Source organism: Embleya sp. AB8 (assembly GCF_049739465.1).
Classification (GTDB): domain Bacteria; phylum Actinomycetota; class Actinomycetes; order Streptomycetales; family Streptomycetaceae; genus Embleya.
The window spans coordinates 39,066-51,592 of sequence record NZ_JBMHHY010000035.1 but is presented as its reverse complement, the minus strand read 5'-3'; the positions used below and the strand labels follow the sequence as shown (position 1 = coordinate 51,592).

20 protein-coding genes are annotated in these 12,527 nt (G+C 65.8%); all 20 read right to left on the bottom strand.

Annotation, left to right across the window (positions count from 1 at the left end; genetic code table 11):
- Position 1 precedes the first annotated feature (1 nt).
- Entirely contained in the window at positions 2-400 is a 399-nt protein-coding gene (gene rpsH, locus ABIA38_RS38520; protein WP_020549223.1) for a 30S ribosomal protein S8, read from the bottom strand.
- Between the two features lie 181 nt (positions 401-581).
- Complete coding sequence (locus ABIA38_RS38515) at positions 582-767, bottom strand: type Z 30S ribosomal protein S14 (protein WP_020549224.1); 186 nt, start codon at positions 765-767, stop codon at positions 582-584.
- Between the two features lie 44 nt (positions 768-811).
- Positions 812-1,381, bottom strand: a complete 570-nt coding sequence (rplE, locus tag ABIA38_RS38510) for a 50S ribosomal protein L5 (RefSeq protein WP_161360668.1) — start codon at positions 1,379-1,381, stop codon at positions 812-814.
- The gene (gene rplX, locus ABIA38_RS38505) at positions 1,381-1,704 is read right to left on the bottom strand and encodes a 50S ribosomal protein L24 (protein ID WP_424643674.1); all 324 of its coding nucleotides are present in this window, start codon (positions 1,702-1,704) and stop codon (positions 1,381-1,383) included. The genes rplE and rplX overlap by 1 nt, the downstream gene beginning before the upstream one ends.
- A gap of 15 nt (positions 1,705-1,719) precedes the next feature.
- Complete coding sequence (gene rplN, locus ABIA38_RS38500; protein ID WP_020549227.1) at positions 1,720-2,088, bottom strand: 50S ribosomal protein L14; 369 nt, start codon at positions 2,086-2,088, stop codon at positions 1,720-1,722.
- A gap of 62 nt (positions 2,089-2,150) precedes the next feature.
- A complete protein-coding gene (rpsQ, locus tag ABIA38_RS38495) occupies positions 2,151-2,432 on the bottom strand; it encodes a 30S ribosomal protein S17 (protein ID WP_355532996.1) in 282 nt (93 codons plus the stop codon).
- Positions 2,429-2,662, bottom strand: a complete 234-nt coding sequence (gene rpmC, locus ABIA38_RS38490; RefSeq protein WP_020549229.1) for a 50S ribosomal protein L29 — start codon at positions 2,660-2,662, stop codon at positions 2,429-2,431. The genes rpsQ and rpmC overlap by 4 nt, the downstream gene beginning before the upstream one ends.
- Positions 2,662-3,081, bottom strand: coding sequence for a 50S ribosomal protein L16 (rplP, locus tag ABIA38_RS38485; protein WP_020549230.1), 420 nt, complete (start codon positions 3,079-3,081; stop codon positions 2,662-2,664). Before rplP ends, rpmC begins: the two co-directional genes overlap by 1 nt.
- Positions 3,082-3,086: 5 nt before the next feature.
- Positions 3,087-3,962, bottom strand: coding sequence for a 30S ribosomal protein S3 (rpsC, locus tag ABIA38_RS38480; RefSeq protein ID WP_355532993.1), 876 nt, complete (start codon positions 3,960-3,962; stop codon positions 3,087-3,089).
- Positions 3,962-4,306, bottom strand: coding sequence for a 50S ribosomal protein L22 (gene rplV, locus ABIA38_RS38475; RefSeq protein WP_078979279.1), 345 nt, complete (start codon positions 4,304-4,306; stop codon positions 3,962-3,964). The genes rpsC and rplV overlap by 1 nt, the downstream gene beginning before the upstream one ends.
- A 43-nt stretch (positions 4,307-4,349) precedes the next feature.
- Positions 4,350-4,631 (bottom strand): 30S ribosomal protein S19, encoded by a 282-nt coding sequence (gene rpsS, locus ABIA38_RS38470; RefSeq protein WP_020549233.1) that lies wholly within the window; start codon positions 4,629-4,631, stop codon positions 4,350-4,352.
- A gap of 11 nt (positions 4,632-4,642) precedes the next feature.
- On the bottom strand, positions 4,643-5,479 hold the full coding sequence (rplB, locus tag ABIA38_RS38465) for a 50S ribosomal protein L2 (RefSeq protein ID WP_020549234.1): 837 nt from the start codon (positions 5,477-5,479) through the stop codon (positions 4,643-4,645).
- A 34-nt stretch (positions 5,480-5,513) separates the two neighbouring features.
- On the bottom strand, positions 5,514-5,855 hold the full coding sequence (rplW, locus tag ABIA38_RS38460) for a 50S ribosomal protein L23 (RefSeq protein ID WP_424643620.1): 342 nt from the start codon (positions 5,853-5,855) through the stop codon (positions 5,514-5,516).
- Entirely contained in the window at positions 5,852-6,529 is a 678-nt protein-coding gene (gene rplD / locus ABIA38_RS38455) for a 50S ribosomal protein L4 (RefSeq protein WP_424643619.1), read from the bottom strand. The genes rplW and rplD overlap by 4 nt, the downstream gene beginning before the upstream one ends.
- Before the next feature lie 5 nt (positions 6,530-6,534).
- Positions 6,535-7,179: a 50S ribosomal protein L3 gene (gene rplC, locus ABIA38_RS38450; protein WP_424643618.1), complete on the bottom strand. Its 645-nt coding sequence runs from the start codon at positions 7,177-7,179 to the stop codon at positions 6,535-6,537.
- Between the two features lie 13 nt (positions 7,180-7,192).
- Entirely contained in the window at positions 7,193-7,501 is a 309-nt protein-coding gene (rpsJ, locus tag ABIA38_RS38445; RefSeq protein WP_020549238.1) for a 30S ribosomal protein S10, read from the bottom strand.
- 526 nt (positions 7,502-8,027) lie between these two features.
- On the bottom strand, positions 8,028-9,221 hold the full coding sequence (tuf, locus tag ABIA38_RS38440; protein WP_391585395.1) for an elongation factor Tu: 1,194 nt from the start codon (positions 9,219-9,221) through the stop codon (positions 8,028-8,030).
- A 132-nt stretch (positions 9,222-9,353) separates the two neighbouring features.
- Positions 9,354-11,483, bottom strand: a complete 2,130-nt coding sequence (gene fusA / locus ABIA38_RS38435; protein ID WP_424643617.1) for an elongation factor G — start codon at positions 11,481-11,483, stop codon at positions 9,354-9,356.
- A 42-nt stretch (positions 11,484-11,525) separates the two neighbouring features.
- Entirely contained in the window at positions 11,526-11,996 is a 471-nt protein-coding gene (rpsG, locus tag ABIA38_RS38430; RefSeq protein WP_020549241.1) for a 30S ribosomal protein S7, read from the bottom strand.
- A complete protein-coding gene (gene rpsL / locus ABIA38_RS38425; protein WP_020549242.1) occupies positions 11,996-12,370 on the bottom strand; it encodes a 30S ribosomal protein S12 in 375 nt (124 codons plus the stop codon). Before rpsL ends, rpsG begins: the two co-directional genes overlap by 1 nt.
- Between the last annotated feature and the right edge of the window lie 157 nt (positions 12,371-12,527).

The following is a 12,527-nucleotide window of genomic DNA, read 5'->3' as shown; positions in this document are numbered from 1 at the left end:
CTTACCAGACGAAGGCGAGGACTTCCCCGCCCACGCCCTTCTTGGCCGCCTGCTTGTCGGTGAGCAGACCGGTCGACGTCGAGATAATCGCGACGCCGAGGCCGCCGAGCACCTTCGGCAGGTTGGTGGACTTTGCGTACACCCGCAGACCGGGCTTCGACACACGGCGGACGCCGGCGATCGAGCGCTCGCGGTTCGGGCCGTACTTGAGGACGACGGTGAGCTTCTTGCCCACCTCCGCGTCCTCGACGCGCCAGCCCTGGATGTAACCCTCCTGCTGGAGGATCTCCGCGATGTGCGACTTGATCTTGCTGAACGGCATCACGACATCGTCGTGGTATGCCGAGTTGGCGTTCCGCAGACGGGTCAGCATGTCTGCGATGGGGTCGGTCATGGTCATGACGGCCTCAAGGCCTTTCTCGCCGTGGTTTCCCGGCGTGCGATCCCTCACCCGCCGCCCTTCCGGGGAAGGGCGACGGGCGACGACTGCGGTGCGGGACCTACGACGTCGTTACTGTTCTCGCTCGTCCCCGCGGGACGGGCGATTGCCGTGTTGCGTCAGTCGCCGAGGCGACCGCGAACTACCAGCTGCTCTTGGTGACGCCCGGCAGCTCGCCGGCGTGCGCCATCGTGCGCAGGCACACGCGGCACAGGCCGAACTTGCGGTACACCGAGTGAGGGCGGCCACAGCGCTGGCAGCGCGTGTAGCCACGAACCTCGAACTTCGGCTTGCGGGCGGCCTTTGCGATCAGGGCCTTCTTCGCCACGTCTCAGTCTCCTTGTTGCGTTCCTCAGTCGCCGTGGCGACTGCTCACGCTTCCTTGAACGGGAAGCCGAGGAGACGCAGCAGAGCGCGGCCCTCGTCGTCGTTCTTGGCGGTGGTCACCACGGTGATGTCCATGCCACGAACGCGGTCGATCTTGTCCTGGTCGATCTCGTGGAACATCGACTGCTCCGTGAGACCGAAGGTGTAGTTGCCGCGCCCGTCGAACTGCTTCGGCGAGAGGCCGCGGAAGTCGCGGATACGCGGCAGCGCGATCGACAGCAGACGGTCGAGGAACTCCCACATCCGGTCGCCGCGCAGTGTAACGTGCGCGCCGATCGGCTGACCCTCGCGCAGCTTGAACTGCGCGATGGACTTGCGGGCCTTCGTGACCTGGGGCTTCTGGCCGGTGATGGCCATCAGGTCCTTGATCGCGCCGTCGATCAGCTTCGAGTCGCGGGCGGCGTCGCCCACACCCATGTTGACCACGATCTTGGTGACGCCCGGAACCTGCATGACGTTCTCGAACGAGAACTCCTCACGCAGCTTGCCGAGGATCTCCTCGCGGTAACGCTGCTTCAGACGCGGCAGTTCGCGCGCCTCAGTGGTGACCGTCATCAGATGTCCTCACCGGTCCGCTTGGCGTACCGGATCTTGTTGCCCTCGTCATCGAACCGGAAGCCGGTCCGCGTCGGAACCTTCTTCCCGTCCTTCTCCACCACCAGCATCACGTTGCTGACGTGGATGGAGGCTTCCTGGGTGATGATGCCACCGGTCTTGGCACCCTTGGCGGACTGACCCACCTTGGTGTGCTTCTTGATCCGGTTGACGCCCTCGACCAGGACGCGCTCCTGCGGCGGGTAGGCCGCGATGACCTTGCCCTGCTTGCCCTTGTCCTTGCCGGTGATGACCTGTACCAGGTCACCCTTCTTGATCTTCATCGCCTTCGCCATTGGTTAGAGCACCTCCGGCGCGAGCGAGATGATCTTCATGAACTTCTTCTCACGAAGCTCACGGCCGACCGGGCCGAAAATACGGGTGCCACGGGGTTCGCCATCGTTCTTCAGGACGACGGCGGCGTTTTCATCGAAGCGGATGTAGGAGCCGTCGACACGCCGGCGCTCCTTGACCGTCCGCACGATGACCGCCTTGATGACGTCACCCTTCTTCACGTTGCCACCGGGGATCGCGTCCTTGACGGTGGCAACGATGACGTCCCCGATGCCCGCGTAGCGCCGGCCGGAGCCACCGAGCACACGGATGCAGAGAATCTCCTTCGCACCCGTGTTGTCGGCGACTCGCAGTCGCGACTCCTGCTGGATCACGTCTAACTCCTGATCGTCACGTCGCGGTCACGACCCACGGATGGTGGGGCGACCGGCGCTCGCTACTTGGCCTTTTCGAGGATCTCGACGATGCGCCAGCGCTTGCTGGCGGACAGCGGCCGAGTCTCCATGAGGACGACACGGTCACCGACGCCACAGGCGTTCTGCTCGTCGTGAGCCTTCAGCTTGTTCGTGCGGCGGATGACCTTGCCGTACATCGGGTGCTTCACGCGGTCCTCGACGGCGACGACGACGGTCTTGTCCATCTTGTCGCTGACGACGAGGCCCTCACGGGTCTTGCGGAAACCCCGGGTTGCTTCAGTCATCTCAGTCTTCTCGCTCACGCCGCGCCTCCGGTCTCCTGCACGTCGATGCCCAGCTCGCGCTCGCGCATCAGCGTGTAGATCCGGGCGATGTCCTTACGGACAGCCTTGAGCCGCCCGTGATTCTCGAGCTGCCCGGTCGCCGCCTGGAAACGGAGGTTGAACAGCTCCTCCTTGGCTTCGCGGAGCTTGGCGACGATTTCCTCGTCACCGAGTTCGCGGAGCTCGGACGCCTTGGTAACGGCCGCCATCACGCCTCACCAGCCTCGCGCCGGACGATCCGGCACTTCATCGGCAGCTTGTGCACGGCGCGGGTGAGCGCCTCACGAGCCACCTTCTCGTTCGGGTACGACAGTTCGAACATCACCCGACCGGGCTTGACGTTCGCGACCCACCACTCGGGCGAGCCCTTACCGGAACCCATGCGGGTCTCGGCAGGCTTCTTGGTCAGCGGACGGTCGGGGTAGATGTTGATCCACACCTTGCCACCACGGCGGATGTGCCGGGTGATGGCAATACGAGCGGACTCGATCTGACGGTTGGTCACGTACGCCTGGCCCAGGGCCTGGATGCCGTACTCGCCGAACGCCAGTTCCGTACCGCCCTTGGCGCGGCCACCACGCTTGGGGTGGTGCTGCTTGCGGTGCTTGACCCTGCGGGGGATCAGCATCGGGGTCAGGCCTCCGATCCGGATTCGGGCGCCGAGTTCACAGCCTCGGCCGCCGGCGCGGAGCCGGTGTCCGAGGAACCGGTGGCCTGCGCGTCGTTCTGCTGCGGACGTCCGCCGCGGCCACCACGGCCACCGCGCTCGCCGCCACGACCGCCGCCGCCACCCTCGCCACCACGACGGGGACGCTCGGGAGCGCCGCCGCGGGCGGGACGGTTGCTGGCACGAGCCGCCGCGTTCTCGGCGCGAACCTCGGCGATGTTCTTGACGTCGCCCTTGTAGATCCACACCTTCACGCCGATGCGACCGAACGTCGTGCGGGCCTCGAAGAAGCCGTAGTCGACGTTGGCGCGCAGCGTGTGCAGCGGCACCCGACCCTCGCGGTAGAACTCCGAGCGGGACATCTCTGCCCCACCCAGACGACCACCGCACTGGATCTTGATGCCCTTGGCCCCGGCCTTCATGGAGCTCTGCATCGCCTTGCGCATGGCACGGCGGAAGGACACGCGGCTCGAGAGCTGCTCGGCCACACCCTGCGCGACCAGCTGGGCGTCCACCTCGGGGTTCTTGACCTCGAGGATGTTCAGCTGGACCTGCTTGCCGGTGAGCTTCTCCAGCTCACCGCGGATGCGGTCGGCCTCCGCACCACGACGGCCGATGACAATGCCCGGCCGGGCGGTGTGGATGTCGACGCGGACGCGCTCACGGGTGCGCTCGATCTCGACCTTCGAGATGCCCGCGCGCTCCATGCCCTTCGTCATCATCTGACGAATCTTGACGTCCTCGCCGACGTAGTCCTTGTACAGCTTGTCGGCGTACCACCGGGACTTGAAGTCCGTGGTGATGCCGAGACGGAACCCGTGCGGGTTAACCTTCTGGCCCACTAGCGGGTCCTCTCCTTCTCGGCGACAACCACGGTGATGTGGCTGGTGCGCTTGCGGATGCGGTACGCCCGACCCTGTGCCCGCGGACGGAAACGCTTGAGGGTCGGACCCTCGTCCACGTAGGCGGAGGACACGTACAGGTTGTTCGTGTCCAAGTTGTGGTTGTGACCGGCGTTGGCAATGGCGCTGTCGAGCACCTTGCCGACCGGCTCACTCGCGGCCTGCGGAGCGAATCGCAGGACCGCCTGGGCCTCCGCGGCGTTCATGCCACGGATGAGGTCCACCACGCGGCGGGCCTTCATGGGCGTGACGCGGATGTACCGCGCCTGAGCCCTGGCTTCCATCGACGTCCCCTTGCTCATCTCGATATCCATGCGATTCGCCGCGTCAGCGACGACGCGACTTCCGGTCGTCCTTCTCGTGACCGCGGAAGGTCCGAGTCGGCGCGAATTCGCCGAGCTTGTGGCCGACCATCGACTCGGTCACGAACACCGGGACGTGCTTACGGCCGTCGTGCACCGCGATCGTGTGGCCCAGCATCGCCGGGACGATCATCGAGCGGCGGGACCAGGTCTTGATGACGTTCTTGGTGCCCTTGTCGTTCTGTACGTCCACCTTCTTGATGAGGTGGCCGTCGACGAAGGGTCCCTTCTTCAGACTGCGCGGCATCGAGACTGCTCCTAGCGCTTCTTGTTCGTCTTGCGGCGGCGGATGATGAGCTTGTCGCTGGCCTTCTTCGGCCGACGAGTACGACCCTCGGGCTTACCCCAGGGGCTCACCGGGTGGCGACCACCAGAGGTCTTGCCCTCACCACCACCGTGCGGGTGGTCGATGGGGTTCATCGCCACACCGCGGACGGTCGGGCGCTTGCCCTTCCAGCGCATGCGACCGGCCTTGCCCCAGTTGATGTTCGACTGCTCGGCATTGCCGATCTCGCCGACCGTCGCCCGGCAGCGCACGTCCACCAGGCGAATCTCGCCCGACGGCATGCGGAGGGTCGCGTGCGCGCCCTCCTTGGCAAGGAGCTGCACGCTGACACCCGCGGAACGGGCGATCTTCGCGCCGCCACCGGGCCGAAGCTCGATGGCGTGGATGACCGTACCGACCGGGATGTTCCGGAGCGGCATGTTGTTGCCCGGCTTGATGTCGGCGCCCGGACCATTTTCGATCCGGTCGCCCTGCTTCAGCTTGTTCGGGCACAGGATGTAGCGCTTCTCGCCGTCCGCGTAGTGCAGAAGAGCGATGCGCGCGGTGCGGTTCGGGTCGTACTCGATGTGCGCGACCTTCGCCGGAACGCCGTCCTTGTCGTTGCGCCGGAAGTCGATCAGTCGGTACGCGCGCTTGTGGCCGCCACCCTGGTGGCGAGCCGTCACACGGCCGTGGTTGTTACGACCACCCTTGCTGTGCAGAGGGCGGACCAGCGACTTCTCCGGCTCGGACCGCGTGATCTCGACGAAGTCGGCGACGCTGGCGCCACGACGGCCCGGCGTCGTCGGCTTGTACTTGCGGATGCCCATGGCTTCTCTTAGTCCTCGTCCGTATCAGCGGCCGTCAGCCGACGGGTCCACCGAAGATGTCGATCCGCTCGCCCTCTGCAAGGGTGACGATCGCGCGCTTCGTGTCCTTGCGCTTGCCGAAACCGGTCTTGGTGCGCTTGCGCTTACCAACTCGGTTGATCGTGTTGACGCTCTCGACCTTGACCCCGAAGACCGCGATGACGGCCTGCTTGATCTGGGTCTTGTTGGCGTCGGGGTGCACGATGAACGTGTACTTGTTCTCGTCGATGAGCCCGTAGCTCTTCTCCGAGATCACCGGCTTCAGCAGCACGTCGCGCGGGTCGGTGTAGGTCTTGCTGGTGACCTTCGTCGTGCTCTCGACGGTTTCGGTGCTCACGCGATGCTCCCTTCGAGCTCGTCGGAGCTCGCGACCGCCGAGGCGGCCTGCGCCGGTCCGGCGATGAAGCGCTCCAGCGCGGCCTTCGTGAAGACCACGTCGTCGGAGACGAGCACGTCGTAGGTGTTCAGCTGCCCGACCTCGAGCAAGTGCACCTGCGGAAGGTTGCGGGCGCTCAGCCAGGCAGTGGTGTCGGACTTCTCGACGACCAGGAGCACGTTCTTGCGCTCACTGATCTTGCCGAGCAGCGTCTTCGCCGCCTTGACCGACGGCTTGTCGCCCTCGATCAGCGCGGAAACGCAGTGGATGCGCTCGTGACGCGCCCGGTCGGAGAGGGCACCGCGCAGCGCGGACGCCTTCATCTTCTTCGGGGTCCGCTGCTCGTAGTCACGCGGCACGGGACCGTGCACGACGCCACCACCGGCGAACTGCGGCGCGCGGGTCGAGCCCTGACGGGCGCGACCGGTGCCCTTCTGGCGGTACGGCTTGCGCCCACCGCCGCGGACCTCGCCACGAGTCTTGGTCTTGTGCGTGCCCTGCCGAGCCGCGGCGAGCTGGGCCACGACGACCTGGTGGATCGTCGGGATGCTCACCTGGACGTCGAACAGCCCCGCGGGGAGTTCGATCGTCCCGGTCTTCTCGCCGGCGGGCGAAAGAACGTCAATGCTGGTCATGAAATTCACACACCCTTCGCCGCAGTGCGCACCAGAACCAGGCCGCCGTTCGGACCGGGGACCGCGCCCTTGATCAGGAGCAGGCCCTTCTCGGCGTCGACGGCGTGCACGGTCAGGTTCTGGGTGGAGACGCGCTCGTTACCCATGCGGCCTGCCATGCGCACACCCTTGAACACACGACCCGGGGTGGCGCAGCCACCGATCGAGCCGGGCGAACGGTGCTTGCGCTGCGTACCGTGCGAGCTGCCGAGACCCTTGAAGCCGTGTCGCTTCATGACACCGGCGGTTCCCTTGCCCTTCGAGGTGCCCATGACGTCGACCTTCTGGCCGGCCTCGAACACCTCGGCGGTGATCTCCTGCGCCAGCGAGTACTCGCCGGCGTCGGAGGTGCGCAGCTCGACCAGGTGGCGACGCGGGGTCACACCCGCCTTGGCGAAGTGGCCGGCGAGCGGCTTGTTCACCTTGCGGGGGTCGATCGCGCCGAACGCGATCTGGACGGCGGAGTAGCCGTCGACCTCGGCGTTGCGGACCTGGGTCACGACGCAGGGCCCGGCTTCGACCACAGTCACTGGAACGACGCGGTTGTTCTCGTCCCAGACCTGGGTCATGCCGAGCTTCTTGCCCAGAATGCCCTTCATCTGCTTCGTCATCGTCGGTGCGTCCTCAGAGCTTGATCTCGATGTCGACGCCGGCCGGCAGGTCGAGACGCATAAGCGAGTCGACCGTCTTCGGCGTGGGGTCGAGGATGTCGATGAGCCGCTTGTGAGTGCGCATCTCGAAGTGCTCGCGCGAGTCCTTGTACTTGTGCGGCGAGCGGATGACGCAGTACACGTTCTTCTCGGTCGGCAGCGGCACCGGCCCCGCAACCTGCGCACCAGTACGCGTCACCGTCTCGACGATCTTCTTCGCCGAACTGTCGATGACCTCGTGGTCGTAGGCCTTGAGCCTGATGCGGATCTTCTGTCCCGCCATGGCTGCTTCGAATTCCTTCTCTCGTACCGCTGCGGATCACCCCCGCTGACACGGGGAGAAGACTTGGGCTGAAAACCCGTTGGGGTTTCCCTTCCCCGCCGACCCCCGCGGTCGGGCGTGTCGCTTTGTTGCTCACAAGCACCCCTTGGAAACCCTTACGGGCGGCCTGGGGGCCTGGGCAACGTACGCTCGGCGTCACCTTCGCTGCGGCAAGCGAAAGGACGGCACGAGGTCGCTAAGCGACGACGCCGGCTGCATGGGTGGCAGGACAGAAGTCCACCGATTGTTCGGAGCCAACGGGGCCGGCGCTACGGCACTGTCTGTTCGACAGGCACGGCGCAGCCCGTTGTCTATCCGAGCAACTTGGCTAGTATGCCCCACGAATGGCGGCCTTGGCCAATCGAGCGACTCCCCCAAGGTTTGAGAGAGCCCCCGAGCAATGGATATCCGGTCCCACCTAGGGGGTGGAATCGATCCGGACAAAGCCCCGCCCGCCGACCCAGGTGGACCGGCGGGCGGGATTTCATCACTTCTTGATCTTGACGACCTGGCCGGCGCCCACGGTGCGGCCACCCTCGCGGATGGCGAAACGCAGGCCCTCTTCCATGGCGATCGGCTGGATCAGCGCGACGTCCATGCCGGTGTTGTCACCCGGCATGACCATCTCGGTGCCCTCGGGGAGGGTCACCACGCCGGTCACGTCCGTCGTACGGAAGTAGAACTGCGGCCGGTAGTTGTTGAAGAAGGGGGTGTGACGGCCACCCTCGTCCTTCGACAGGATGTAGACCTGGGCCTCGAACTCGGTGTGCGGCGTGACCGAACCCGGCTTGATGATGACCTGGCCGCGCTCGACGTCCTCGCGCTTGATGCCACGGAGGAGCAGACCGACGTTCTCGCCCGCCTGGCCCTCGTCGAGCAGCTTGCGGAACATCTCGATGCCGGTGACCGTGGTGGTGGTCTTGGTCTCCTTGATGCCGACGATGTCGACAGTCTCGTTGACCTTGACGATGCCACGCTCGATGCGACCGGTGACGACGGTGCCACGACCGGTGATCGTGAAGACGTCCTCGACGGGCATCAGGAACGGCTTGTCGGTGTCGCGCGGCGGGGTCGGGATCGCCTCGTCGACGGCAGCCATCAGGCCGAGAAGCTTCTCGCCCCACTCCTTGTCGCCCTCGAGCGCCTTGAGCGCCGAGACCCGCACGACCGGAAGGTCGTCGCCCGGGAACTCGTACTCGGAGAGGAGCTCGCGCACCTCGAGCTCGACGAGCTCCAGGATCTCCTCGTCGTCCACCATGTCGGCCTTGTTCAGCGCGACCACGATGTACGGAACGCCGACCTGGCGGGCCAGGAGCACGTGCTCCTTGGTCTGCGGCATCGGGCCGTCGGTGGCGGCGACCACGAGGATCGCGCCGTCCATCTGCGCGGCACCGGTGATCATGTTCTTGATGTAGTCGGCGTGCCCGGGGCAGTCGACGTGCGCGTAGTGACGGTTCTCCGTCTGGTACTCGACGTGCGCGATCGAGATCGTGATACCGCGCTGCCGCTCCTCCGGCGCCTTGTCGATCTGGTCGAACGGCGTGAAGGGGTTCAGGTCCGGGTACGCGTCGTGCAGCACCTTGGTAATCGCCGCGGTCAGCGTCGTCTTACCGTGGTCGATGTGACCAATGGTGCCGATGTTGACGTGCGGCTTAGTCCGCTCGAACTTAGCCTTCGCCACTGGGGTCCTCCTGTGGACTGGTTCTTTACGCCGTACGACGTCGGGTATCGGGGGTGAGCCGGGGCGGAGGCACCGGAGTCCGCGTACGGACTCCGGGTCCCCCTGGTATCGCTGGTGCCGCGCCTGCGGTGATTACTCGCCGCGCGACTTGGCGATGATCTCCTCGGCGACGTTCCTCGGAACCTCGGCGTAGGAGTCGAACTGCATGGAGTAGCTCGCGCGACCCGAGGTCTTGCTGCGGAGGTCGCCGACATAGCCGAACATCTCCGACAGCGGGACCAGGGCCTTGACGACACGCGCACCGAAGCGCTCGTCCATGGCCTGGATCTGGCCGCGACGCGAGTTGAGGTCGCCGATCACATCGCCCATGTAGTCCTCGGGCGTGGTGACCTCGACGGCCATCATCGGCTCGAGAAGAGCCGGGCTGGCCTGCCGAGCCGCTTCCTTGAACGCCTGCGAACCGGCGATCTTGAAGGCGAGTTCGGACGAGTCGACCTCGTGGTAGCCACCGTCGATCAGCGTCAGTCGCACGCCGACCATCGGGTAGCCGGCGAGCACGCCGTACTGCATGGCCTCCTGCGCGCCCGCGTCCACCGACGGGATGTACTCCCGGGGGATGCGGCCACCGGTGACCTTGTTGACGAACTCGTACGCGTCGCCCTCGAGCGGCTCGAGCGCGATCTGCACCTTGGCGAACTGACCGGTACCACCGGTCTGCTTCTTATGCGTGTAGTCCACCCGCTCGACGACCTTGCGGATCGTCTCGCGGTAGGCCACCTGCGGCTTGCCGACGTTGGCCTCCACGCGGAACTCGCGCTTCATCCGGTCGACCAGCACTTCGAGGTGCAGCTCGCCCATGCCGCCGATGATCGTCTGGCCGGTCTCCTCGTCGGTGTGCACCTGGAACGAGGGGTCCTCGGCGGCGAGGGACTGGATGGCGACACCCAGCTTCTCCTGGTCGCCCTTGGACTTCGGCTCGATCGCGACCTGGATGACCGGGGCCGGGAACGTCATCGACTCCAGGATCACCGGCTTCGCCGGGTCGCAGAGCGTCTCACCGGTGGTGGTGTCCTTGAGACCCATCACCGCGATGATGTCGCCCGCGCCGACCGACGGGATCTCCTCACGCTTGTTCGCGTGCATCCGGTAGATCTTGCCGATGCGCTCCTTCTTGCCCTTCACCGAGTTCAGCACGGAGCTGCCGGCTTCCAGGACACCCGAGTAGACCCGGACGAAGGTGAGCTTGCCGAGGTGCGGGTCACGCATGATCTTGAAGGCGAGGCCGGCGAACGGCTCGTCATCGCTCGGCTGGCGAACGATGACCTCTTCCTCCTTGTTGACCGCGTGCCCCTGGATGCCCTCGATGTCGAGCGGCGACGGCAGGTAACGGACGACCGCGTCGAGCAGGGGCTGGACGCCCTTGTTCTTGAACGCGGTGCCGCAGAACACCGGAGTGAACGTCGGCTGGCCCTTGTTGTCACCCTTGGTCGAGGCGATGGTGGCGCGACGGATCGCGGCCATCAGCTGCTCCGTGGTGGGCTCTTCGCCCTCCAGGTAGAGCTCCATCATCTCTTCGTCGTACTCGGCGATCGTCTCGAGCAGCTTGCCGCGGTACTCGGCGGCGGCCTCGGTGTGCGTGGCCGGGATGTCGACGACGTCGTACATCTCGCCCTTGGCCGCCTCGGCCGACCAGACCAGCGCCTTCATGGCGACCAGGTCGACAACGCCCTGGAAGTCCATCTCGGTGCCGATCGGCAGCTGCATGACCAGCGGAACCGCGCCCAGCCGCTCGTCGATCATGTCGACGCAGCGGTGGAACTCGGCGCCGGTGCGGTCGAGCTTGTTCACGAAGCAGATGCGCGGCACGCCGTACCGGTCGGCCTGACGCCAAACGGTCTCGGACTGCGGCTCCACGCCGGCGACACCGTCGAAGACGGTGACGGCGCCGTCGAGCACGCGCAGCGAACGCTCCACCTCGACGGTGAAGTCGACGTGGCCCGGGGTGTCGATGATGTTGATCGTGTGATCGACGTCGTCGAGCGTCCAGTGACAGGTCGTCGCGGCAGACGTGATGGTGATGCCGCGCTCCTGCTCCTGTTCCATCCAGTCCATGGTGGCAGCGCCCTCATGAACCTCACCGATCTTGTAGTTGACCCCGGTGTAGAACAGGATCCGCTCGGTGGTGGTGGTCTTGCCCGCGTCGATGTGGGCCATGATGCCGATGTTTCGGACCTTGGCCAGATCAAGAGCAGTGGTAGCCATCGTGGCTTGTCTTCTCTCGGCTTCTCGTCGTTGCGGGTGGAACTACCAGCGGTAGTGCGCGAAGGCCTTGTTGGACTCGGCCATCTTGTGCGTGTCCTCGCGGCGCTTGACCGCGGCACCGAGACCGTTGCTCGCGTCCAGGAGCTCGTTCATCAGACGCTCGGTCATCGTCTTCTCGCGACGGGCGCGGGAGTAGCCGACGAGCCAGCGGAGAGCGAGCGTCGTGGAGCGGCCCGGACGGACCTCGACCGGCACCTGGTAGGTCGCGCCACCGACACGGCGGCTGCGGACCTCGAGGGTCGGCTTCACGTTCTCGAGCGCGCGCTTGAGCGTGATGACCGGGTCGGTACCGGTCTTCTCGCGGCAGCCCTCGAGCGCGCCATAGACGATCTTCTCGGCGACGGAGCGCTTGCCGCTCATCAGGACCTTGTTCACCAGCGAGGTGACCAGCGGCGAGTTGTAAACCGGGTCGATGATGACCGGTCGCTTGGGGGCAGGGCCCTTACGCGGCATTAGCTCTTCTCCTTCTTCGCGCCGTAGCGGCTGCGCGCCTGCTTGCGGTTCTTGACACCCTGGGTGTCGAGCGAACCACGAATGATCTTGTAGCGGACACCGGGGAGGTCCTTCACACGACCACCACGAACGAGCACAATCGAGTGCTCCTGGAGGTTGTGACCCTCACCGGGGATGTAGGCCGTCACTTCGATGCCACTCGTGAGGCGCACACGCGCGACCTTGCGAAGCGCAGAGTTCGGCTTCTTCGGCGTCGTCGTGTAAACACGGGTGCACACGCCGCGACGCTGCGGGCTCCCCTTGAGCGCCGGAGTCTTGGCCTTGTCGACCTTGTCCTGGCGGCCCTTTCGGACCAGCTGCTGGATCGTGGGCACCGCGTCTCCGTCTTCTTCGTGCCGAGCGGTCTTTGTGAAGCGACTGCAATGTCTGAATCGGCCTGCATCCCGGTCGACGCCGGAGCCAACCGCAAGTCCGACCCCCGCGGTCGGGCGTGTCGCCCGGTCTTGGGAGTGTGCTTGCTCGGGAGGCTGT

Coding starts and splice junctions, on each gene's coding strand:
- rpmC (WP_020549229.1), bottom strand. CDS start 2,662: ATGGCGGCCGTTACCAAGGCGTCCGAGCTCCGCGAACTCGGTGACGAG.
- rplD (WP_424643619.1), bottom strand. CDS start 6,529: ATGACCAGCATTGACGTTCTTTCGCCCGCCGGCGAGAAGACCGGGACG.
- rplE (WP_161360668.1), bottom strand. CDS start 1,381: ATGACGGTCACCACTGAGGCGCGCGAACTGCCGCGTCTGAAGCAGCGT.
- rplB (WP_020549234.1), bottom strand. CDS start 5,479: ATGGGCATCCGCAAGTACAAGCCGACGACGCCGGGCCGTCGTGGCGCC.
- rplP (WP_020549230.1), bottom strand. CDS start 3,081: ATGCTGATCCCCCGCAGGGTCAAGCACCGCAAGCAGCACCACCCCAAG.
- rpsH (WP_020549223.1), bottom strand. CDS start 400: ATGACCATGACCGACCCCATCGCAGACATGCTGACCCGTCTGCGGAAC.
- rplC (WP_424643618.1), bottom strand. CDS start 7,179: ATGACGAAGCAGATGAAGGGCATTCTGGGCAAGAAGCTCGGCATGACC.
- rpsJ (WP_020549238.1), bottom strand. CDS start 7,501: ATGGCGGGACAGAAGATCCGCATCAGGCTCAAGGCCTACGACCACGAG.
- rplX (WP_424643674.1), bottom strand. CDS start 1,704: ATGAAGATCAAGAAGGGTGACCTGGTACAGGTCATCACCGGCAAGGAC.
- rplV (WP_078979279.1), bottom strand. CDS start 4,306: ATGGAAGCCAGGGCTCAGGCGCGGTACATCCGCGTCACGCCCATGAAG.
- rpsG (WP_020549241.1), bottom strand. CDS start 11,996: ATGCCGCGTAAGGGCCCTGCCCCCAAGCGACCGGTCATCATCGACCCG.
- rpsS (WP_020549233.1), bottom strand. CDS start 4,631: ATGCCGCGCAGTCTGAAGAAGGGACCCTTCGTCGACGGCCACCTCATC.
- fusA (WP_424643617.1), bottom strand. CDS start 11,483: ATGGCTACCACTGCTCTTGATCTGGCCAAGGTCCGAAACATCGGCATC.